At 48.6% G+C, this 19,053-nt stretch carries 20 protein-coding genes; 8 read left to right on the forward strand and 12 right to left on the reverse strand.

Translation table 11 applies throughout. From position 1 onward, the window contains the following. The first annotated feature begins 1 nt into the window (after position 1). Entirely contained in the window at positions 2 to 736 is a 735-nt protein-coding gene (locus DYC63_RS11795; protein WP_115219377.1) for an MIP/aquaporin family protein, read from the forward strand. 76 nt (positions 737 to 812) lie between these two features. Next, positions 813 to 1,877 carry a dihydroxyacetone kinase subunit DhaK gene (dhaK, locus tag DYC63_RS11800; protein WP_115219378.1) on the forward strand — a complete coding sequence of 355 codons (1,065 nt, stop codon included), beginning with the start codon at positions 813 to 815 and terminating at the stop codon, positions 1,875 to 1,877. A 224-nt stretch (positions 1,878 to 2,101) separates the two neighbouring features. On the opposite strand, the gene DYC63_RS11805 is transcribed toward dhaK, so the two are convergent. The 3 genes from DYC63_RS11805 to aroG form a co-directional block, all read right to left on the reverse strand. After that, a complete protein-coding gene (locus tag DYC63_RS11805; protein WP_115219379.1) occupies positions 2,102 to 2,548 on the reverse strand; it encodes a hypothetical protein in 447 nt (148 codons plus the stop codon). 129 nt (positions 2,549 to 2,677) lie between these two features. Beyond that, positions 2,678 to 3,025: a hypothetical protein gene (locus DYC63_RS11810; RefSeq protein ID WP_115219380.1), complete on the reverse strand. Its 348-nt coding sequence runs from the start codon at positions 3,023 to 3,025 to the stop codon at positions 2,678 to 2,680. Then, on the reverse strand, positions 3,022 to 4,074 hold the full coding sequence (gene aroG / locus DYC63_RS11815) for a 3-deoxy-7-phosphoheptulonate synthase AroG (protein WP_115219381.1): 1,053 nt from the start codon (positions 4,072 to 4,074) through the stop codon (positions 3,022 to 3,024). The genes DYC63_RS11810 and aroG overlap by 4 nt, the downstream gene beginning before the upstream one ends. Positions 4,075 to 4,290: 216 nt before the next feature. Here aroG and azu point away from each other — a divergent pair, with 216 nt between their 5' ends. Together azu and DYC63_RS11825 are read left to right on the forward strand one after the other, a co-directional pair. Then, positions 4,291 to 4,782, forward strand: coding sequence for an azurin (gene azu / locus DYC63_RS11820; protein WP_115219382.1), 492 nt, complete (start codon positions 4,291 to 4,293; stop codon positions 4,780 to 4,782). A 69-nt stretch (positions 4,783 to 4,851) separates the two neighbouring features. Then, complete coding sequence (locus DYC63_RS11825; RefSeq protein ID WP_115219383.1) at positions 4,852 to 5,853, forward strand: MBL fold metallo-hydrolase; 1,002 nt, start codon at positions 4,852 to 4,854, stop codon at positions 5,851 to 5,853. Between the two features lie 16 nt (positions 5,854 to 5,869). Here the strand turns inward: DYC63_RS11825 and DYC63_RS11830 are convergent, their stop codons facing one another. Then, the gene (locus tag DYC63_RS11830) at positions 5,870 to 6,958 is read right to left on the reverse strand and encodes a lipid A deacylase LpxR family protein (protein ID WP_115219384.1); all 1,089 of its coding nucleotides are present in this window, start codon (positions 6,956 to 6,958) and stop codon (positions 5,870 to 5,872) included. 114 nt (positions 6,959 to 7,072) lie between these two features. Here DYC63_RS11830 and DYC63_RS11835 point away from each other — a divergent pair, with 114 nt between their 5' ends. The 4 genes from DYC63_RS11835 (at position 7,073) to DYC63_RS11850 (ending at position 9,802) form a co-directional block, all read left to right on the forward strand. Next, positions 7,073 to 7,798, forward strand: coding sequence for an endonuclease/exonuclease/phosphatase family protein (locus DYC63_RS11835; RefSeq protein ID WP_115219385.1), 726 nt, complete (start codon positions 7,073 to 7,075; stop codon positions 7,796 to 7,798). Further along, positions 7,791 to 9,083 (forward strand): amino-acid N-acetyltransferase, encoded by a 1,293-nt coding sequence (gene argA, locus DYC63_RS11840; RefSeq protein WP_115219386.1) that lies wholly within the window; start codon positions 7,791 to 7,793, stop codon positions 9,081 to 9,083. The genes DYC63_RS11835 and argA overlap by 8 nt, the downstream gene beginning before the upstream one ends. A 17-nt stretch (positions 9,084 to 9,100) precedes the next feature. After that, entirely contained in the window at positions 9,101 to 9,487 is a 387-nt protein-coding gene (locus DYC63_RS11845; protein WP_115219387.1) for a diacylglycerol kinase, read from the forward strand. 75 nt (positions 9,488 to 9,562) lie between these two features. Then, the gene (locus DYC63_RS11850) at positions 9,563 to 9,802 is read left to right on the forward strand and encodes a FitA-like ribbon-helix-helix domain-containing protein (RefSeq protein WP_115219388.1); all 240 of its coding nucleotides are present in this window, start codon (positions 9,563 to 9,565) and stop codon (positions 9,800 to 9,802) included. Between the two features lie 235 nt (positions 9,803 to 10,037). Here the strand turns inward: DYC63_RS11850 and DYC63_RS11855 are convergent, their stop codons facing one another. The 8 genes from DYC63_RS11855 to DYC63_RS11890 form a co-directional block, all read right to left on the reverse strand. Continuing rightward, entirely contained in the window at positions 10,038 to 10,373 is a 336-nt protein-coding gene (locus DYC63_RS11855) for a type II toxin-antitoxin system VapC family toxin (protein ID WP_218564627.1), read from the reverse strand. Beyond that, positions 10,370 to 11,509, reverse strand: a complete 1,140-nt coding sequence (locus tag DYC63_RS11860; RefSeq protein ID WP_115219389.1) for an AAA family ATPase — start codon at positions 11,507 to 11,509, stop codon at positions 10,370 to 10,372. Before DYC63_RS11860 ends, DYC63_RS11855 begins: the two co-directional genes overlap by 4 nt. 251 nt (positions 11,510 to 11,760) lie before the next feature. After that, positions 11,761 to 12,090 (reverse strand): cupin domain-containing protein, encoded by a 330-nt coding sequence (locus DYC63_RS11865; protein ID WP_115219535.1) that lies wholly within the window; start codon positions 12,088 to 12,090, stop codon positions 11,761 to 11,763. A 7-nt stretch (positions 12,091 to 12,097) separates the two neighbouring features. Continuing rightward, the gene (locus DYC63_RS11870; protein ID WP_115219390.1) at positions 12,098 to 13,264 is read right to left on the reverse strand and encodes an IS256 family transposase; all 1,167 of its coding nucleotides are present in this window, start codon (positions 13,262 to 13,264) and stop codon (positions 12,098 to 12,100) included. Positions 13,265 to 13,463: 199 nt separating this feature from the next. Further along, positions 13,464 to 14,543 carry a class II fructose-bisphosphate aldolase gene (gene fbaA / locus DYC63_RS11875; protein ID WP_115219391.1) on the reverse strand — a complete coding sequence of 360 codons (1,080 nt, stop codon included), beginning with the start codon at positions 14,541 to 14,543 and terminating at the stop codon, positions 13,464 to 13,466. An 83-nt stretch (positions 14,544 to 14,626) separates the two neighbouring features. Beyond that, on the reverse strand, positions 14,627 to 15,025 hold the full coding sequence (locus DYC63_RS11880) for a hypothetical protein (RefSeq protein ID WP_218564628.1): 399 nt from the start codon (positions 15,023 to 15,025) through the stop codon (positions 14,627 to 14,629). 22 nt (positions 15,026 to 15,047) lie between these two features. After that, positions 15,048 to 18,401 carry an exodeoxyribonuclease V subunit gamma gene (locus tag DYC63_RS11885; protein ID WP_115219393.1) on the reverse strand — a complete coding sequence of 1,118 codons (3,354 nt, stop codon included), beginning with the start codon at positions 18,399 to 18,401 and terminating at the stop codon, positions 15,048 to 15,050. Continuing rightward, positions 18,395 to 19,036: a metallophosphoesterase family protein gene (locus tag DYC63_RS11890; RefSeq protein ID WP_245888198.1), complete on the reverse strand. Its 642-nt coding sequence runs from the start codon at positions 19,034 to 19,036 to the stop codon at positions 18,395 to 18,397. The genes DYC63_RS11885 and DYC63_RS11890 overlap by 7 nt, the downstream gene beginning before the upstream one ends. Between the last annotated feature and the right edge of the window lie 17 nt (positions 19,037 to 19,053).

Genomic DNA, 19,053 nt, shown 5'->3' on the forward strand with positions numbered 1-19,053 from the left:
TATGAGTCCTTTTATGTCAGAACTCGTCGGTACCATGATTTTGATATTGTTAGGTAATGGTGTGGTGGCAAACGTCGTACTGAAAGGCACCAAAGGTAACAGCAGCGGCTGGATTGTGATTACCACCGCTTGGGCATTTGCCGTTTATGTTGCAGTCTTGGTATCAGGCGCTTCAGGCGCGCATCTCAATCCGGCGGTGACCATCGGTTTGGCGGCAGCCGGCAAATTTGCCTGGGGCAGCGTCGTACCTTATATCATCGCGCAATTCATCGGCAGTGCTTTGGGCGCTTTGTTGGTCTATACCGTGTATATCGACCATTTCAAAGTAACGGAAGATGAGGGCGCTAAACGTGCATGCTTCTGCACCGAGCCTGCCATCCGCAATTACCGCAACAACTTCATCAGCGAAGTCATCGGCACGTTCGTTTTGATATTCGTCATTCTTTACATTGTCGGCGCGGAATTCGCTCCCGGCACGGCGGACGCAACGCCTATCGGCTTAGGCTCATTGGGTGCTTTACCGGTCGCGCTCTTAGTGTGGTCAATCGGTTTGAGCTTAGGCGGAACCACAGGTTATGCCATCAACCCGGCACGTGATAATGCGCCGCGCGCGGTATTAACCTTCATCGGCAGCAAATTCAACACCCGTCCGGATTGGGAATACGGCTGGATTCCATGTGCCGGTCCTGTCGCAGGTGCTATTTTAGCCGCCATCGTTTATCATATTTTTAATTAGCCGATGGCTAAATAAACACAAGGGCTTGGTGCTTTACCGTACTAAGCCCTTTATTTTTAATAAGGAATGATACATTATGAAAAAACTCATTAACCGTGTAGAAACTGTTTTAACGGAACAATTGCAAGGCTTTGTCAGCGCCCATGACGGATTGAAATTACACAGCGACCCAACTTTCATCACCAGAAAAGACGCGCCGATAGCCGATAAAGTCGCCTTGGTCAGCGGCGGCGGCAGCGGACACGAACCCATGCACTGCGGCTTTATCGGCGACGGCATGTTAGACGGCGGTGTGCCCGGAGAAATCTTTACCTCGCCCACGCCCGACCAAGTATTGGCCTGCGCGCAAGCGGTCGATGCCGGCAAAGGCGTATTGCTGATTGTGAAAAACTACACCGGCGACGTGCTTAATTTTGAAACCGCCACCGAATTGGCACAAGATTTAGACATAGATGTTGGTTTTGTACTGGTTGATGACGACGTTGCGGTTAAAGACAGCACGTGGACGACAGGACGACGCGGCGTTGCCAATACCGTCATCATGGAAAAACTCCTCGGCGCAGCGGCGCGCGACGGCGTCAGTCTTGACGAATTGGTGCAACTCGGCAAACACATCAATAACGAAGGCTTCTCCATCGGTATCGCCCTAGACGCCTGCACCGTGCCGGCAGCCGGCAAACCGTCTTTCATATTGACGGAAAACGAAATCGAATTTGGCGTCGGCATACACGGCGAGCCTGGCATCGAACGCCGTCAATATCAAAATCTTGATACCGTCGTCGATCAAATGTTCGCTACCTTGATTGAAAATGGCACCTACAGCCGCACCCTGCGCAACTGGAACAGAGAAAGTCGCGCTTGGGACGAAGAAATCAGCGAGAAAAGTCCGTTGAAAAGCGGCGATAAAGTCATTGCCTTAGTGAACAATCTCGGCAGCGTACCGGTATCAGAACTGTACGGCGTCTATCATCGTCTGCAGCAGCGCTGCGCAGAACAGGGCATTGAAATTGCCCGCAGTCTTGTCGGTTCTTACTGCACCTCGCTGGATATGCAAGGCATCTCCATTACCTTAACCCGCGTGGACGACATGCTTCTCAAATACTGGGATGCGCCGGTCAAAACCCCCGGCATGACTTGGTGATTTGGAACATAAAAAAGGCTAGGAATTCCTAGCCTTTATGCGAATCAAAGAAGTAGAAACATAAAATCAATGTATAGTCAATTCAGCTCAAATAAAGACACAGCTTTTATATGTTAGCCCGCACAATAGTAAAGCTTGGTATTTTTAGGTGTGCAACTTTGTCATGAATTGACTATATTAAATTTTTCCATTCTTTGATGATATTCATCGGCAATGCGTCGTGCTTAGTCTAATTTACACTGCGCTTTTTTCGCTTCCACGCCTTCCATATAAGGCCGCATCAATTTATCGACATCTTCCTCAGATTTCGCATTCACGACCGCTCTTTCCAGCGCAGAAAACATCTCTTTTAAATCGACTTGATCATAAAAACAAGCGCAAGCCTTGGCATCTTCCTCTGCAGCGCAATCTTTCTGCATCGCCGCTTTCAAGGGCTCAGCATGTTTTGACATACCTTGAAACATTTTTTGAGCGACTTCTTTTTCATCGATTTCTTTGCCGCCGTTTGCCATAGCGGCAGTCATCACCGACATCATCACTTCCTGCATCATCGATTCGGCAACTTTCTCAGATTCCTCTCCTGTGTGGAAAATGTCGTCAAAGCTCTCCATTTGTGCAAAGGCATGATGGCTGCATACGGCTAATAAACTCATCGCTAATAATTTTTTCATATTGATTCCTTAAACGTTAGGGGCATTTCAATTAAATGCGCCGCCTATTATAGCGCTTATTAATAAATATCGCCTTTTAACTTCAAAAAAACGGTATTCAGCGCTTTCTCATATGCTTTTGCAGCAGGATTAAAACAGACCTTTTAATTCCCGATAACAAACCACCACCGTCGGCGCAATCATCTCAAGTAAAATCTGCGGGCGCTTACGCTCGTTCGCCAACCCGATCATTTGCTCAGTGTTCATATTTTTTGCCGCTTCCTGCGAAGCGCATTGGCAGACCTGCTTTTTATAGAAATCGGCATCATTACCCAAGGCAATTTTGCCCAGCTGCCAAATTTGCTGCCCTTCGATATAGCGGTGGCATTCATTATTCAGCCATGTGGCGGCAAGCTGCTGCCCGACGCCCGTACCCTGTTGATTGGCGCAGCCTGTCAATGCCGCCCCTATCAAGACAATGAAAAAGACGTTTTTCATACCATTCTCGCTTTGGCGGCTTGTGCCAATTCGGCAAGAATTTTCTCGGTATCTTCCCAACCGATGCAGGCATCGGTAATGCTTTGTCCATAAACTTCCGCTTTGCCGTCAATCAATTTTTGGCTGCCGGCGACCAAATGGCTTTCAATCATCACGCCGAAAATCGCCGCATTTCCCGCTTGGATTTGCGCGCAGACATCTGCACCGACCAGCATTTGCCGCTCATATTGCTTTAAGGAATTGGCGTGACTGAAATCAATCATAATTTTTGCCGGCAGTCCTGTTTTTTCCAATAGGGCTTCGCAGTCGGCGACCGATTGCGCATCGTAATTCGGCGCTTTGCTGCCGCCGCGCAGGATAATATGTGCATCTTCATTGCCTTTGGTGTTCACAATGGCGGAATGCCCGAATTTGGTCACGGATAAAAAGGCGTGCGGCGCATTGGCGGAAGCGATGGCATCAACGGCTATCTGCATGTCGCCGTTAGTGGCGTTTTTAAAGCCTACGGGGCAGGATAAGCCCGATGCCAATTGGCGGTGCACTTGACTTTCGGTGGTACGCGCGCCGATTGCGCCCCATGCAACCATATCGGCAATGTATTGCGGGGTAATCATGTCTAAAAATTCGGTCGCCACCGGCATGCCCATTTCATTGAGCGATAATAATAGATGTCGGGCGTGGCGCAAGCCGTCATTGATGGCAAAGCTGCCGTCTAAGAAAGGATCGTTTAAAAAGCCTTTCCAACCGACCGTGGTGCGCGGTTTTTCAAAATAGACCCGCATAACGATTTCAAGGCTGTCTTGATATTGCTCGCGCAGCGGCAGCAAGCGGCGGGCGTAATCTTTCGCCAGCTCGGTATCATGAATCGAGCAAGGTCCGATAATGACCAGTAAACGGCGGTCTTGCCCGTGCAGCATGGCATGAATTTTATCGCGCGTGTTTTGCGTAACTTCCGCCGCCGCTTGGCTTAGGGGATATTTTTCCAGCAAAGCAATCGGCGGCAATAGTTCGCGAATTTGGGTAATGCGCAAATCATCTGTATTTTTCATAAATCCTCATTAAGACAAATCAATAATCAAACATCGCATCATAGCCTTAAATAACAAGATTGACAAAGTATTCCGCCGACTTATTAAGTCCCGCTTAGGATTGATTTCTATCAACACCTTACCATTTTGTTTAATAACTTTACCTCAAGACGATAATTGCGCTATTATCAGCACAATGCAAATTGCATTATTTTGATTAACTGAAGAGGAACTTCTATGAAAAAATTGATGATTTCAACATTATTGGCTGCTTTAAGCATGAACGCGATGGCGCAAGAGGCTGCAAAAGCCGAAGAAGCTGCAGCAGCCGGTGCTGACAAATGCGCTATCACTATTTCTGGTGACGATGCGATGAAATTCGACGTGAAAGAATTCAGCATCAATAAAAGCGAATGCCCTGAATTCACCGTACATTTGAAACATGTCGGTAAATTGCCTGCGGTGGCAATGGGACACAATGTGGTAGTAACCAAAAAAGCCGATATGGAAGCCGTCGCTAAAGACGCTATTGCTGCCGGTCCTGCTAAAGGGTACATCAAAGAAGGTGATGAGCGCATTGTTGCCCACACCAAATTAATTGGCGGCGGTCAAGAAGATTCTGTGACTTTCAAAACCGAAGGTTTGGAAGCCGGTACCGAATACGAATTCTTCTGCAGCTTCCCCGGTCACTATGCTGTGATGAAAGGCGGCATTACTGTCAGCGAGTAATCGCCATACTGACAAAGCCTCGCCGATGCGAGGCTTTTTTCATACCCGTCCTTAAAAACTTTGCCTTAAATGAACATCCTAGAAGCGCAAGCGCCTCAACAGCACAAACGGCGTTTCCCGACGGCTAAACGAGCACCGCTGCATCCGCTCGGCACTTGTCGGGCAATGGCGCAGTTGATTTTTTTGCCGCAACGCTACCGCCCGCCCGAGGCGCTGCCCATGTCTTCGCCGAATTGGGCGGATTTTCTTGCACCCAATCCGCAGGCGCAATTCATTTGGTTCGGACATTCCAGCCTTTTGGCGCAGATGCAAGGACAAAAGATTTTCTTTGACCCGGTTTTTGCCCGCTATGCCTCGCCGATTCCGATAATGGCGAAACGTTTTCAGGCAGCGCCTGCGCCGCTAAAAGCCCTGCCGCCAATGGATTGGATTATCATCAGCCACAATCATTATGACCATCTTGACCGCCACGCTATAGGTTTTTTTGCCCGCCAAAAGCAGTGTCGATTTGCCGTACCGCTGGGTTTGGGAAAATGGTTGGCGCAATGCAGCGTTTCCAAAGCACGCATACAGGAGCTGGATTGGTGGCAGTTTTTAGATGTATCTGACGCAGTGCGCCTGCATGCCCTGCCCAGTCTGCATTATTCGGGGCGGCATCTGTTTGACGGCAACCGCTCGCTGTGTTGTAGCTATGCATTGTGCGATGCACAGGAAAAATTCTATTTTTCCGGCGACAGTTTCTACGGCGGCGGCGCGCATTTCGCCGCAATCGGGCAAAAATTCGGCGGCTTCGATGTGGCTTTTATTGAAAACGGACAATATCACGCGGCTTGGCGCGACAATCATATGCAGCCGCAAGACAGCGTCAAAGCGGCACTTGACCTGCAAGCCCGCCGCTTGATGCCGATACATTGGGGCGCTTACGCCTTATCGCCGCATGCTTGGAACGCCCCTGTAATCGCCAGCAGCGCAGAAGCGCAGAGAGCAGGCGTGGATATGCTGACGCCGCTGATAGGCGAGATTTTTTCCGCCCACAGTCCTAGTCGCTCATGGTGGCGCGATAAAGAGTAATTCCCGCCGCCGACATTTAAAAGCGGTAATTCAAGGAAATCGAGCCGAAGGTCGATTCTTTGCTGTGCGGGGATTTGAATTCTTTGCTGCGCCAGTTAAAGGTATAGCTTAAGCGCAGGCGCTGATAAGTATAGGCCGCGCCGATTTCCGCATCATAGACAATCGGTTCTTTTTTCACGCTATAGCTGTCTTTAAAGGTGTTGCCGTCAAGGAAGATATTGCGTGCCACCGCTCGGGCGTCAAAGCCGGCAAACAGCATCCAAGAATGTCCGCTCTCCGGCGTTTCAAAAAATCCGCTGCCCGAAATGGCGGGACGCACGCGCATAGGACGGGTCTGCCAAGGCATATCCTGCGGCATCAAATCCAGACTGAATCCCGCATTAGCATAGGTGTACACCGTTCCCAAAGTGACGCCGAAATGCGGATTAAAGCGGGTGTACAGGCTATCGCCGATTTTGCTGCGCCACAGTCCCGGATAAGTACGCTCCCAAGACAGCATCGCCACAGGCTCGTCAGAAATCTGATGCGCCCAGCCCGCGGGTTTTTCCGCATCAATCAGTTTATGATACTCCGTCTGCACCTGCTTGCCCAAAGCAGAAGGACCGACCATGCCCAGCGTCAATTCAACATCATCAATATAATTATCCACCGCCGTGCTCACGCCGATCGAGCCGTATAAAAAGCCGGCATAAGGGCGGTCGCCCTCAATCACATCCGCCGCCGAAATATCATGCGGCGTATAAATATTTTGCCCCAGCGAATAATAGCTGGTCGTGGTTTTATTGACTTGGAACATCGGCAATACCCTGTCCAGCCAATGAATTAAGGCAGGCTGATCGCGCCCTACATCAAAATACGTCAAACGGATGCCGTTGGTATAATCGCGGTCGCGTCCGGATCCGAACAAATCGTTTTCCGAGCTAATCGTGAAAAAACGCTCGTTCTCACGCAAAATATCCGCCGGAATCTCCGCCGCGATATTGCTGGGTCTGCCTTCCGGTACGGGTGCCGGAGTCGGCGTAACAGAGAATAAAGGACTTGCCGTCTGCGCCCAAATCAGACCAGAAAACGAGAACAGCCATGCAAAAATCATCGGGTTTTTCATATCTTCCCCAAAGGTCAAAAACGCTTATTATCGCATAAGCCGTATGGCGGCGTTTGCGGCATATGGCATTCAAGCAAATGCCACTATATAATTCAGGATTTTACCCAATCTATCATGCGCATTTTAAGCTACAACATCCAAGCCGCGATTCATTCGAACAGCTACCTCAGCTACAGCTACCAATGGCCACGGCAACTCCTGCCCACTCCCGCCAAAAAGCGCAATCTTGAGCGGATTGCCGAATTTCTGCGCGATTTCGATGTCGTCTGCCTACAGGAAATCGAACTGGGCGGACTGCGCAACGGCTTTAAAAGCCAGCATGCACAATTGCTGGAACTGACCGATTTTCCCTATGATGCGGTGCAAACCAACCGCCGCGTCGGACAACTGTCCCTGCACGGCAATCTCATTCTCAGCCGCTACCCCCTCAACATCATCCTAGACAGCCCTCTGCCCTCGCAAATCAAAGGACGCGGCGTATTGGCGGCAAGCATCGACCTGAACGCCCAAGACACGCTTATAATTGCCAACACCCATTTAAGCCTCGGCAAACTCGACCAACACCGCCAATTGCGTTTTATCCGCACCCGATTGCAAAACCATGACAACATTCTGATTTGCGGCGATTTGAATTGCCGCCCCGACAGCAGCGCGCTGCGCGTTCTGACCGAACACGGCTACCGCCTGCTCGGCAGACAGCAAGCCAGCTTTCCCAGCTGGAAACCGCAGAAAGCCCTCGACCATGCGCTCTTTAACAGCCGCTTGGCAGCCGATGCGCAAATCCTGCCCTTTCGCGCCTCCGACCACCTTCCCCTAGCCATCACCATCCACCATGAATAGCCAAGACTTTCTCTCCTTTTTCCGCCAAGCCGCGCCCTACATCCACCGCCACCGCGGCAAAACCTTCGTCCTGCATTTTGAAGCCGACTTCGACAATCCGCACATGACCGCCATGCTGCACGACTGCGCCCTCCTGCACAGCCTCGGCATTCGCCTCATACTCGTGCCGGCGATTCGCCGCCAAATCGAACGCAACCTTGCCGCCGCAGGACTCAGATCCCGCTTTAGCGGCAACTACCGCATCAGCGAAAAAGCCCATATGCCCGCCATCATCAACGCCGCCGGCAGCGTACAACTCGCCATTGAAGCCACCCTTTCCATGGGCGCGGTCAACTCCCCCATGCAAGACGCCGCCGTTCAAATCAGCAGCGGCAACTACCTCGCCGCCAAACCGCTGGGCATCCTCAAAGGCATTGACTTCGCCATGACCGGCAGCATCCGCAAAATCCACACCGAAGCCATCCGCAAACACCTTGCCGACCACGCCATCGTCCTCATGAACGCCATCGGCTTCAGCAACACCGGCGAATGCTACAACCTCAACAGCGACGAAATCGCTGCCGCCACCGCCGCCGCCGTCAAAGCCGACAAACTCATCTACCTCAGCGCCCAAGTCGAAAACTACCTTGCCGCCCAATACCCGCACCAACTCAACCCCGCCGCCGCCCGTCACAGCCAATACCCCGACACATGGCTCTGCCAACGCCTCAACCTCGCCGCTAATGTCTGCGAACAAGGCATCGCCCGCGTGCATCTCATCGACCACGCACGCGAAGGCGCACTCCTGCAAGAACTCTTCACCCGTGACGGCAAAGGCATCATGGTAACCGCCGAACACTACGACCAACTGCGCCCAGCCACCGCCGACGACATCAACCACATCATCGCCCTCATCCGTCCCATGGAAGAACAAGGCATACTCGTACCGCGCAGCCGCGCCACGCTGGAACAAGAAATCGAACACTTCCACGTCCTCATGCGCGACAACACCATCATCGCCTGCGCCGCCCTCTACCCCTATCCGCAAGAACAGACCGCCGAACTCGCCTGTCTGGCAGTCGCTCCCGAATACCGTCAACACCACCGCGCCGACTACCTGCTCGCCGAACTGGAAAAACGCGCCCGTAGCATAGGACTACGCAGCCTCTTCCTACTCACCACCCAAACAGGACAATGGTTTGAAGAACGCGGCTTCACGCCGATTGACATCAGTGAACTGCCGCAGAAAAAACAAGACAACTACAACCGCGCGCGCAACTCGCGCCCCTATCGCAAAACACTCTGAACAAGGATAGACAACTCATGGAAGACAAAGACATCAAAACCAACGACATGAAAGGCAAAGACGGCTGGCAGCGCATCATCAACGCCGCCCATTACTCCAAAGACGGCTTTATCGCCGCCTTTCGCCACGAAGCCGCCTTCCGCCAACTCAGCATCGGCAATGCCGTTTTATTCATCGCCGTATGGTGCTTCGACTTCAGCGCCGCCGAACGCATGATGCTCATCGCCGCCTCCTTTCTCTCCATCATCGTCGAACTCTTCAACACCGGCATTGAAGCGACCATCGACTACATTTCCTTGGAAAAACACCCGCTTGCCAAACGCGCCAAAGACGTCGGCTCCGCCGCGCAATTCATGGCAATGTGCTTAATCGGCATCCTGTGGCTGATTGCCCTGTTCGGCTAAGAATCGCCCTGCCATATTGCCAGCACTTTTGAATAAAGATAGCATAAGACGCTCTGCCAGCCATCAGGAGCCGCCATGCCCTCTGTTTTCATCAAAAACCTGTCCGAAGCCACCCGCCATGCCATCAAAATGCGCGCCCGTGCCGCCGGTCACAGCACGGAAACGGAAATCCGCCTGATTTTGGACAATATTGCCCTCAGTCAGCACAAAGTAAAATTAGGCTCGATGCTCTCCGCCATCGGTCAGGAATCAGGCGGCATGGATTGGGATAATCTGCGCGACAACAGCACCGAAGCGGCAGTCTCATTCGAATGATTCTGCTCGATACCAATGTCATCTCAGAACCCTCACGCCCGCAGCCCGATATTTCTCGCTATTTACTGATATATAAAACAAATAGTTAATAGAAATATTATCAAAAATTATCATTTTTCTCGCGTTCATATTGCTCATATAAAGCGCCTATTGCTTTCATATCACGATCTTTTGAAAGAATCTCTAAATTATATATTTTTGCCGTAGCAAAATGAAACATATCAAATTGATATTTTTAAATATTTTTTTCACCACTCTGCTTTTGCTTTACTAGTTCTTGTTTTGCCCTATCCAAACGAAATAAATTTCTAGCCAAATCAGAAATATCATTATTTATTTCAATAGTTTGAATTCGTCTTAATGCTTCTTTTAGTTTCTTTAATCTATCTGTATCATTCCAATCTACGCCGCGCAAAACTTCATGACGAATTAAAGGTGTTAAAAAGAACAGCGCCTCAGAGGCTTGCAACTTATCTTCGAAATCACGCAACACCTCGGCTTTTTTATTTGAATCTGCTTTAGGATCTGCCAAATAAATCAGATAATTTGTATCTAATAAATACCTTTTCATTTACCACTCTCCAAGTTTACCAATTCTTTCTGCACTAATTGTAATAATGCTTGTTTGGCTTCTCGCTGTCCCTCATCCTCTATCCATTTGATTTTTAATTTATTTAAATTAACATCAAAGGTATCGTCTAATAAATCAATAAATGAAACTGTACTTGGGTAATCAATTAATTTTGCATAAACTATACCATCTTCATAACGTTGCAAACGATAGGCTTCACCATGATTTAACTGACTGATTACCAATGACGAATGAGTAGTAATAAAAAATGTTGTATTTGGAAACAATTGCTTTAACAAAGGAATAATCTTCACTTGCCATTGATTATGTAGGTGGCTTTCAATTTCATCAATTAATACATACCCCTGTACATTAGCAATTTGGCTTTCATTAGTAAAATAGCTATAACCGGCAATAATTGATTGAATTATTTTTAAAATTGATGAAAACCCGCTTGAAAGTTCAGACAACTCTCTTTTCTGTCCTTCTATTTGAATAAAAACACGATTATCACCGGATATCTGAATAAATTTGGAATCAATTCTGTCATCTACCTTATTCAATAAGAACAAAAGCGTAGTCAATTCAATTTCTCGATTATCTTCTTTTGCTTGATAAGGATTAGCAGATTGCGCTCTTTGCACGATCCATTCTTCAAGATCAACATCCATATTCAAATTTTTCAAAATTTCAGGATTACTATTAAATCCATTCAATATATATTTTATATAATTTTCCAAACGTTCTTTTTTATTACCAATATGACTGATACTTTGTCCATGCCTGGTAATTCTTCCTCGCTGCTGTGCAGAAAGATATACAAAGGGCAATGAATATTCTATATTTTTAAAAGGATTACTATCTTTGTTAAAACCCTTTATTACTTCAAAAGTATTTCCATCTAAATTCAATAATTTGAATGGAATAAAATTTGGATCCACCCAAGAAATCTTATTTTTTACAATATTACTACTAAACAATAATGTACTAAATAAGCTTTCTAAAAACTTCGTTTTCCCTACGCCATTTTCACCAATAAAAGTATATACCCGCTGATTAGGCAGCAATGTAGCTTCTATTGTGCCCACGCCTTTCACTTGCTCAAAGCGTATCTTTTTATCTAAAGAAAATTCCATTATCTTCTCTCCTATAGGATTTTATTTAAAAAACCATTTTACAACAATCAGCGTATCAATAGATATTTCTTCCGATTGCACGTTCCTATTATGATTACTCAATTGTTTACTCGCCACCTAGCGTGTTATAGTCTCTTAACTTCAAAATGAGATTATTCTAAGCGCTTCTCCTGACAAAATGTGTATCTCTAAGTCTCATTTTGAAGTTAAGGTACTATATTTACCGCCATTCCACTCAACTAATCTTCCGCTTAGCCGTATTGCTTCACCGCCAATATCAGCGTCTTATTCGCCAAAGCGCGGACAATATGGCGCTCGTTCGCTTCTAAACGCGCAATTTGGTAGGGAATGAGCTCCTGACTGTCTTCGTCGCTGCGAATTTGCGCCCGCCCGCTCAGCATAATCAAGAGTACAATGGCATCTACCTGATAAGGCTGCATTTCATTGCCTTTTTGCATGACTAATTGTACCAATTCCTGCCGTTCGTCCTGCGCGATAATGCCACCGAGAAAGGCTTCGGGGTCTATACTGAATATTGATACCGTCCCAAAAAGTGTGTCTTTTTGCAAGAAAGTCAGCATAGGCAGTTTAGCTAAAAAGTAATGAATCTGCAAAACGGCTCAATGGATAACGGTAAGTTGTTTCACCCATATCAATAGCAGTTTTACTCATCAGCGTTAATACAGAATCTACATTGGGCATGCTGTTGCGTATCTTTAAAGTGCGTTTAAAGGATTTGTTCAACCGCTCAATTTGATTGGTGGTGTAAATCATATTTTGTACCTCGTTTTCATAATGCAGATAGGTTAAATAGTAACTTAGCTTGTCCTTATCAGCTAATATGGCAAGAGCTTGCGGGTAGTATTTCTTCCATTTCTGATAACAGGCTTTAGCACGTTCAGTAGATGCCGATAAACTGTCATGTTTGCCCACACAGAAGACGTCTTTTAAATCTTGTGCCAGCTCCGCTCTATGGCTGGTTTTGCTTTGACTGAGTAGGCGTCTTTTCAGGTGCAGTACGCACTTTTGTATGCGGCAGGCAAAGTGTTTTTCAATCCTCTGATCCAGCCCTTTCAAGTCATCGATGATGGCCAACTGAATGTGTTGTATGCCTCTTTCTTTTAGGTCTTGGCAGATGCTGTCCCAAGTGCTGGCAGATTCTGTGGGGGCGTTGTAGATACCGAGCACCTCGCGGGTTTTGTCCAGCTTCACGCCGAGCACAACATAGTACGCTTCGCTAGAGACGGTCTCACGTTTGGTTTTGACGTAGGTGGCATCCAAATAGATGATGGGATAATGGGGCTCTAGCGGTCGTTCTCGAAAGGCTTTCATGTCCTCATACAGGCTTTCGGTGATGCGTGATACCGCGCTTTTGGAAAGCTTTTTACCATAGATGTTTTCAGTAATGCCTTCGATCTGACGGGTAGTTAAGCCGTTGGCATATAACTCAAAACACAGCTCATTCAGCATATCCTGCTGCTCACGCATGACTTCTAGCAGAAGAGGCTTAAATTGTCCTAAACGATCTCTAGGAATCGCTAACTCAATCTGCTCACCAATACCCAGTCCGCGCAGACTACGATAGCCATTGGCTTTGTTGCTACCGCTACTGCTAGTAGTTAAGAAGTCCTTACGCTCGGCTTTCATTAGGCTGTTGAGCATAATAGATAGCAGCGTATTGATGCCATTGGGCTTGTTGGTAAAATCATGACAAATTTCTTGTAGCTGCTTTGGGCTTAGTTGTAAACTGTTCATAGGGTCTCTCTCTTTTTTGGATTGCGTTTGCTAAAACATTCTTACAAAAATTTGAGAGACCTTTTCTTTTGCCTCTCATCAGACACACTTTATGGGGCGGTATCTGAATATTTGCATTTCTGCTCCTTTCATTTTTATTTTAATCGGTTATAAAAAAACCGCCTGATGTCAAACAGGCGGTTTTTTACGAACTTAAGAATTACAGCACATCGCGGCAATTCAAATCATCAAAAGATTGTTCCAAGCGCTTGGACATGGCTTCTTCCATTTTGCGCAGCCAAACACGCGGATCGTAGTATTTTTTATTCGGCGCATCAGGTCCTTCCGGATTGCCTAATTGTCCTTGCAGATAGGCCTCATTGGCTTTGTAGAAGTCTAAAATGCCGCTCCATGCCGCCCATTGGGTGTCGGTGTCGATGTTCATTTTAATCGCGCCGTAGCCGATGGCTTCGCGGATTTCTTCGCGGCTGGAACCGGAACCGCCATGGAAGACGAAATCAATCGATTTTTCCGGCAAATTGCGTTCTTTAGACACAAATGCTTGCGAATCGCCCAAAATAGAAGGTTTTAATTTCACATTGCCGGGTTTGTACACGCCATGCACGTTGCCGAATGCCGCCGCCACGGTAAAGCGCGGGCTGATGGGATTTAATTGGTCATAGACGTACAGCACATCTTCCGGCTGGGTGTATAGGCGCGACTCGTCCACGTCCGAATTGTCCACACCGTCTTCTTCGCCGCCGGTGATGCCGATTTCAATTTCCAGCGTCATGCCCATTTTGTCCATGCGTGCCAGATATTCGCGGCAAATCTGCATATTTTCTTCGATGGATTCTTCCGATAAATCCAGCATATGAGAGGAAAACAGCGGTTTGCCCGTTTCGGCAAAATGTTTCTCGCCCGCCTCAAGCAGTCCGTCAATCCACGGCAATAATTTTTTCGCGCAGTGATCGGTATGCAGGATAACCGGCACGCCGTATTCTTCCGCCAAAGTATGCACGTGTTTAGCACCGGCAATCGCCCCTAAAACATCAGGGCGCGCGCCGCTGCTCGGCTTAATGCCTTTGCCGGCATAAAAGGCGGCGCCACCATTCGAAAACTGGATAATCACGGGCGCTTTAACACGGGCGGCTGTTTCCAATACGGCATTGACGGAGTCAGAACCGACGCAATTGACCGCCGGAATGGCAAAGCCTTTTTCTTTGGCATAGGAAAAGATTTTTTGCACGTCGTCGCCGGTAACTACGCCGGGTTTCACGATATCTAACAGTTTAGTCATGGTTTTTCCTTAATGAAGGGTTTGAGAAGCCGCCATTATAACGCTTTTACTATATTCATGTTGAAGGCTTTGCAAAACCTGATTTATTTTCTTCCCTTGCTTTGATGCCGCTTGACCACAGGCTCAATTTTGCCGCCGATTTCTTCCAAATGCAGATCAATCAGATAAACCATCGACACGAATTGCCGATCGCGTTCGCTCAATTCGCCTTGCGGAAAATTCAGGCGGCGCAGCAGTTTAAAGACGTCGTTTTCCAGTTTTTCGCGTTTTTCCAGCAAGAAGGAATAGCAGCGCATACCTTCAATAATTAATTGCTTATCATCGGGTTTGGCGGCTAAATCCTGCGCCGTCTGCATGCAATTCTCCGCCACCGCATGCACCATTTTGACGTATTCAAAATGCGCTTTCACCAGTTTTTCGCTGCGGCTCTGCGCCCATGCCGGCAAGCATAAGCAGAAAAGAAAGATCAGGATTTTTTGCATCATTTCTGTGTTATCAATGTAGTTATATTTGCTTTTTTACTATCTCGAACAAGGATTGATACAGCGTTTTGGCAATAGACCAACTCTGATTCAAGGCTTCTGTCAAAGACGCCGTATCCGTATCATGGAATAAGAATTCCCATGCGTTTTTTTCTTCATAATTCAGATATTTTTGCACAGTTTGCACTATAGGTTTATCAGGTTTATTCACAACAGCTTCTGCGCTTTCGGGCGACCACAGCCAGGGCTGCACGCTCATGCTGTGATAAACCTTCAGCCATTGCGCTAAGATTTCTTGCGCTTGGGCTTGGGGCATCGCCTCCAATCGCAGTGTCATGCCTTCGTCTTTTTTATCGTCGCTAAAATTCACATAGCAAACGCCTTTCTGCGTCAGCGGAATATCATGGCTGCTTTGCCATAAGAGATGCCACAGCCATGCTTCCAGCCAGTATTTTGCCTTACTCTTTCCTGCCAATAGACGAAGCCAAGCTTGATCGGCATGAACGGGTAAAGCAGCGGCAATGCTGATGTCGGCACAGCTGCATTCCTGCGTGCGAACAGGATTATCCGCTGTTGTTGCAGCCGCAGCGGTAAATAAAGCCGCTTTGCGCTGCGCTATCTGTGCCTGCGTTTGCCTATGTTCCGCTCTCGCCATACGCCCGATCGGCAGAATAGGCAAGGCAGCTATGATGTCTCGATTTTCCGGGCTGTCCTCGCTATGAATCAGCCGATGGCGCAATTGCCATTGTTCTAAGGAATCGAGAAACAGCGGCTCTCTGCCGAGATCTTGATGTTGGACGGAAGGCAGACGGATGTTTTGTTCGCGCAAATAGTGATTTAGCGGTTTTTGCAGGGCTTTCACGATGCGCTGAAAATCAAGGCTGTGGCGCGTATTTATTTTATTCTCGGCGGCGATAGAAGGCAGGCAGCTGAAATCATAGTGCGTGAAATCCAACCAACTGTGCGCATCAAGGCTTTTTTCTTGCAAGAGAATGTGCTGCAATTCCTGCCATAAAGGCGCCGCCGCTTTGCCTTTTTCTTGCTCGGGATGAAAAGGATCGGCGCTGTGCGCGATATGGATATGCGCCTGCGGCACTTGGTTTTCGCTTAAATAATTCAGCAGTTCCTGAATCGGCGCAGGCGGAATGCGCGCTTCGCCGTCGATGGGATCAACGGCGGTATAGAATAGCCAACAGGCGTCTTTTGCCGCACAAAGACAATGTAAGAAGGCGGCAAGGTCTTCATTGCGGCGTGAGCGGTCGCCTAATTGCGGTGACGCGATATCCAGCAAATTATAGCGGCGGTCCTGCACCGGCGTGGGGAATGCGCCGTTTTCCGCACCGAGAAAGACAATCAGGCGATAAGGCAGAGCTTGCAAGGCATTGAGCTGGGCAATGGTAATCACGCCGCTGGGTTCGGCGCTGATTTGCATACCGCTTAAAGATTCCGCTACCGTGCGCAAGATAAATTTAAAGGGCAGATCCGGTAATGTGCGCGCCGCCTCGCTGATAAGTTGTGATTTCATATGCTGAATATGCTTGTCTATCGCTTGATAGGCGCTGTTGTCAAAGGCATGCGCATAACGCTTATGCAAATGTTCTTCTAGTTTTTTCAGACCATCGCAGGGGTTTATGCGTTCGTCTTTGCCGGCGCGAATGGCATGAATTTCTTCGGCGAAGCGGCATAAGGCGTTTAAGGCGGCAAAAGCCTGATTGTTGATGGTACTATCGGGCGCGACTTGTCCGGCATACAGCGGCACTGTCGGCATGGCATAGCCGGTGACTAAGCGGTCAAGGGCATAGCAGAAGCTGAAGCGGTAATCCTTATCACTGAGCGTTTCCTGCAAATGCGCTTCGTCAAAGCCACGGCGAAAGCCTGCCTGCGCCAATTTATCCAGCCAATAAAGCATGTCTTCATGGCTCAGCTCATAGGCGGCGCAATTATCCGGCAGCAGCAGCCATTGTTTGACCGCCGGAAAGCTGAAATCGCTGTCCGCCAAGGTGTAAATACCGCTGAGTGCCTGCCATAGATTTTCCACCGCCGCCGTATTAATTCCCGTCAGACGTGTGGGCAGGGTGTAGCCGTCATAACTGCCTTGCTGAGGAAAAACGGCGCGCAAGGCATCTTGATGAGCGGCAACATCGGGCAGAAGAATCACAATATCGTCCAATCGCCGACTGCTGTCCGCATTCAGCCAACGCACAATCTCGCCGCGCAGCACTTCCAATTGGCGCAGCAAGCCGTGGCAGCCGTGGATTTTTAAAGAATCGTCTTCAGGCGAGGGATTGGGATTCAAGCTGATCGCATCATCGAGACGGCGGATGTCGTCCTGCAATTGTCCCAACAAATGCGCGCTTTGCGACTCGGGAGATTGCAGATAGTCGATTTGCTCCGCCAATTGATTGGCTTCTAACAGTTTGAAGCGTTGCCGCTCTTGTTTGCCGAAGCGGGAAAAAAGATCATGTCCGCTGCTCAAATGCTGCTCTTCCTGTTGTTGCACAGACAGATGGCGCAGCCAATGGCTATCGACAATATCGCTGAGCCGCTGATTGCTCACGCCGTATAAAAACACATAAACATCGCGCGAGCGCCCTAATGCCTGCAAAAAATCCAACATGGATTGGTCTACATCCCGCGGCATAAAAATAAAAAGTTGCTCGGTCAGAATATGCGCCGGCAAACGCTGCTCTTGCGCCGCCGCAATAAATGCCTGAGTCAGTTCGGCATGTTGTTTAGCAGTATCGACAAAGCATTTTTTCCACAAAAAAGCTTGTGCTTGCAAGACTTGCTGATAATGCGCCCGCAACCACTCGGGCATGGCGGCAATGGCTTCGGCATCGGCGAAATCTGCCAAATCCAAGGAAGAATGCTGCACAAAATCATCCAGCCACTGCGGACGCATCGCAAGGTAATCATTGAAAATTTTTGCCGTTTCTTCGGCATAAGCCCATAGACGCTGTATCTGCGTGTCGCTTAGCGCCGCCTGTCGTCCCAAACCGTTAAATAAGGCTTGCAAAGCAGGATGTAAAGCATGTTGTTCATCTTGCACTATATTTTGCGCCTCATTCAGCAAATAGGCGAACAGCTGCCAACGCATCATGGCATTGGATAATGGCGGCGGCAGGGTCTTCGTCGGATATTGGGCGCGAAACAGGGCTTCTTGGGCTTGATGCGCATATTCCCGCCACAGCAGATAGCGCATCCGTGCGGCAATGCCTTGTTGCTGCGCAAAGCGCTGTTCCAACCAATCCGCCACGCTCAAATTGGGTACAATCACAAAGCTGTTCGCAAAGACGGAAGGATTGTTCTGCTGATAAATCTTGATACATTCATCGGCTAATGTTTCGAGATCATTTGCTTGGCGGATACTTAACATGATGGCGTGTCTTCCTGACTGAGCAATTGCCAGTCTTGATCAAAGCGACGCTGCGGATAATGTGGTTTGCCCGGATAAGGCAAGGCGGCTTTGCGGCTTAAACGTCGGATAATTTCTTCCTGCGTCCACAGGCGGAATTCCGGCTGCGCGTCAATCCCCACGTCCAGTGCCGCGCCCGGTAAAGCAATGCTGCCGTGGGTATGTCCGTACAAATGCCAAGCGCCGCGCTGCGCATCGCGCCACTGCGCCAAAGGATAATGGCACAGCACAATGCGGCGGCCGTTCCAATTCAGTTCATGATAATCCTTAATCCACACAAAGCGTTCGCGCAGATAAGGGTCATCGGCCAAAGCATCGTCGTGATTGCCGCGCAGCAGGCAAATCTCGCCGTTCAGCTCGGCTAAGACGCGATAGGTTTCCGCCAAGCCGCCGAAAGATACGTCGCCCAAATGATAAACGCGTTCACCCTTCTGCACTTGGCGGTTCCAAATGCTGATGATGGCGCGGTTCATCTCTTCGGGCGAGGCGAAAGGCCGCTGACAATATTTGATGATATTGCGATGAAAAAAATGCGTATCGGAGGTGAAAAACAGGCGCACGGCAAATCCTTTACTATGTTTGCGCCATGATAACATTAAGTTCGCCTATCGGC

The organism is Suttonella indologenes (assembly GCF_900460215.1).
Taxonomy (GTDB): Bacteria; Pseudomonadota; Gammaproteobacteria; order Cardiobacteriales; family Cardiobacteriaceae; genus Suttonella; species Suttonella indologenes.

Bases quoted from the DNA above. Each gene is read 5' to 3' on its own strand.
- DYC63_RS11795 (WP_115219377.1), top strand. From the start codon at position 2: ATGAGTCCTTTTATGTCAGAACTCGTCGGTACCATGATTTTGATATTG.
- dhaK (WP_115219378.1), top strand. From the start codon at position 813: ATGAAAAAACTCATTAACCGTGTAGAAACTGTTTTAACGGAACAATTG.
- DYC63_RS11805 (WP_115219379.1), bottom strand. From the start codon at position 2,548: ATGAAAAAATTATTAGCGATGAGTTTATTAGCCGTATGCAGCCATCAT.
- DYC63_RS11810 (WP_115219380.1), bottom strand. From the start codon at position 3,025: ATGAAAAACGTCTTTTTCATTGTCTTGATAGGGGCGGCATTGACAGGC.
- aroG (WP_115219381.1), bottom strand. From the start codon at position 4,074: ATGAAAAATACAGATGATTTGCGCATTACCCAAATTCGCGAACTATTG.
- azu (WP_115219382.1), top strand. From the start codon at position 4,291: ATGAAAAAATTGATGATTTCAACATTATTGGCTGCTTTAAGCATGAAC.
- DYC63_RS11825 (WP_115219383.1), top strand. From the start codon at position 4,852: ATGAACATCCTAGAAGCGCAAGCGCCTCAACAGCACAAACGGCGTTTC.
- DYC63_RS11830 (WP_115219384.1), bottom strand. From the start codon at position 6,958: ATGAAAAACCCGATGATTTTTGCATGGCTGTTCTCGTTTTCTGGTCTG.
- DYC63_RS11835 (WP_115219385.1), top strand. From the start codon at position 7,073: ATGCGCATTTTAAGCTACAACATCCAAGCCGCGATTCATTCGAACAGC.
- argA (WP_115219386.1), top strand. From the start codon at position 7,791: ATGAATAGCCAAGACTTTCTCTCCTTTTTCCGCCAAGCCGCGCCCTAC.
- DYC63_RS11845 (WP_115219387.1), top strand. From the start codon at position 9,101: ATGGAAGACAAAGACATCAAAACCAACGACATGAAAGGCAAAGACGGC.
- DYC63_RS11850 (WP_115219388.1), top strand. From the start codon at position 9,563: ATGCCCTCTGTTTTCATCAAAAACCTGTCCGAAGCCACCCGCCATGCC.
- DYC63_RS11855 (WP_218564627.1), bottom strand. From the start codon at position 10,373: ATGAAAAGGTATTTATTAGATACAAATTATCTGATTTATTTGGCAGAT.
- DYC63_RS11860 (WP_115219389.1), bottom strand. From the start codon at position 11,509: ATGGAATTTTCTTTAGATAAAAAGATACGCTTTGAGCAAGTGAAAGGC.
- DYC63_RS11865 (WP_115219535.1), bottom strand. From the start codon at position 12,090: ATGCTGACTTTCTTGCAAAAAGACACACTTTTTGGGACGGTATCAATA.
- DYC63_RS11870 (WP_115219390.1), bottom strand. From the start codon at position 13,264: ATGAACAGTTTACAACTAAGCCCAAAGCAGCTACAAGAAATTTGTCAT.
- fbaA (WP_115219391.1), bottom strand. From the start codon at position 14,543: ATGACTAAACTGTTAGATATCGTGAAACCCGGCGTAGTTACCGGCGAC.
- DYC63_RS11880 (WP_218564628.1), bottom strand. From the start codon at position 15,025: ATGCAAAAAATCCTGATCTTTCTTTTCTGCTTATGCTTGCCGGCATGG.
- DYC63_RS11885 (WP_115219393.1), bottom strand. From the start codon at position 18,401: ATGTTAAGTATCCGCCAAGCAAATGATCTCGAAACATTAGCCGATGAA.
- DYC63_RS11890 (WP_245888198.1), bottom strand. From the start codon at position 19,036: ATGTTATCATGGCGCAAACATAGTAAAGGATTTGCCGTGCGCCTGTTT.